The following is a 577-nucleotide window of genomic DNA, read 5'->3' on the forward strand; positions in this document are numbered from 1 at the left end:
ATAGAATCACGCTTAAAAGGGGCGATGTAGACCTTCATATTCCTCTATAGTCAGGTATCTACCGTCACGAATCCTCGAAGGTAAGTCTATTGATTTTGTGACAAAGTAACGATGTATGAACAATAGCTGATTCGCATAGCTTTTCTTGGTGTTAAGAGTTTTGTAGTGTTCAAGAAAGGTTGTAAGAAAAGGGCACAGGGGGATGAAATTTTCATCCACAATGCTGATATCACCCCCGCCAGACTGTGTTTTAAAACTAATCACTCGACCTGTTCTATTCATTACAAAAAAATGCCCTTAATAAAAATAAGTAAGTATGGGTTGATTAGTTATAACGTTAAGGATTTTTATTCCAACTATATGAACTGTTAGTTATTTAATCAATGTAGTTTGCTTTACATATTTTTACAAAGAATAATTTGCAGGCTTCTTGATGGTAGAGAAGTTCGGTTATTCGGCGGCCGACGTCACATTGTTGTTCTTGGTTAACTATCTGTTTAACTTCTTGTTTGCGAAGCGCATTGGTCGATTTATCGGTGTGGTTGGCGAGCGTAAAGGGCGTTGTTGATCAAATCAG

General features: G+C 37.4%; 1 pseudogene. It reads left to right on the plus strand.

Annotated elements, in window-relative coordinates:
• Positions 1-418 precede the first annotated feature (418 nt).
• Positions 419-556 (plus strand): annotated as a pseudogene (locus AB4585_RS22475) (MFS transporter); the annotation flags it as partial.
• Positions 557-577 lie beyond the last annotated feature (21 nt).

The sequence above is a fragment of the Vibrio sp. 10N.222.49.C9 genome (genome assembly GCF_041474985.1).
GTDB classification, from domain to species: domain Bacteria; phylum Pseudomonadota; class Gammaproteobacteria; order Enterobacterales; family Vibrionaceae; genus Vibrio; species Vibrio crassostreae_C.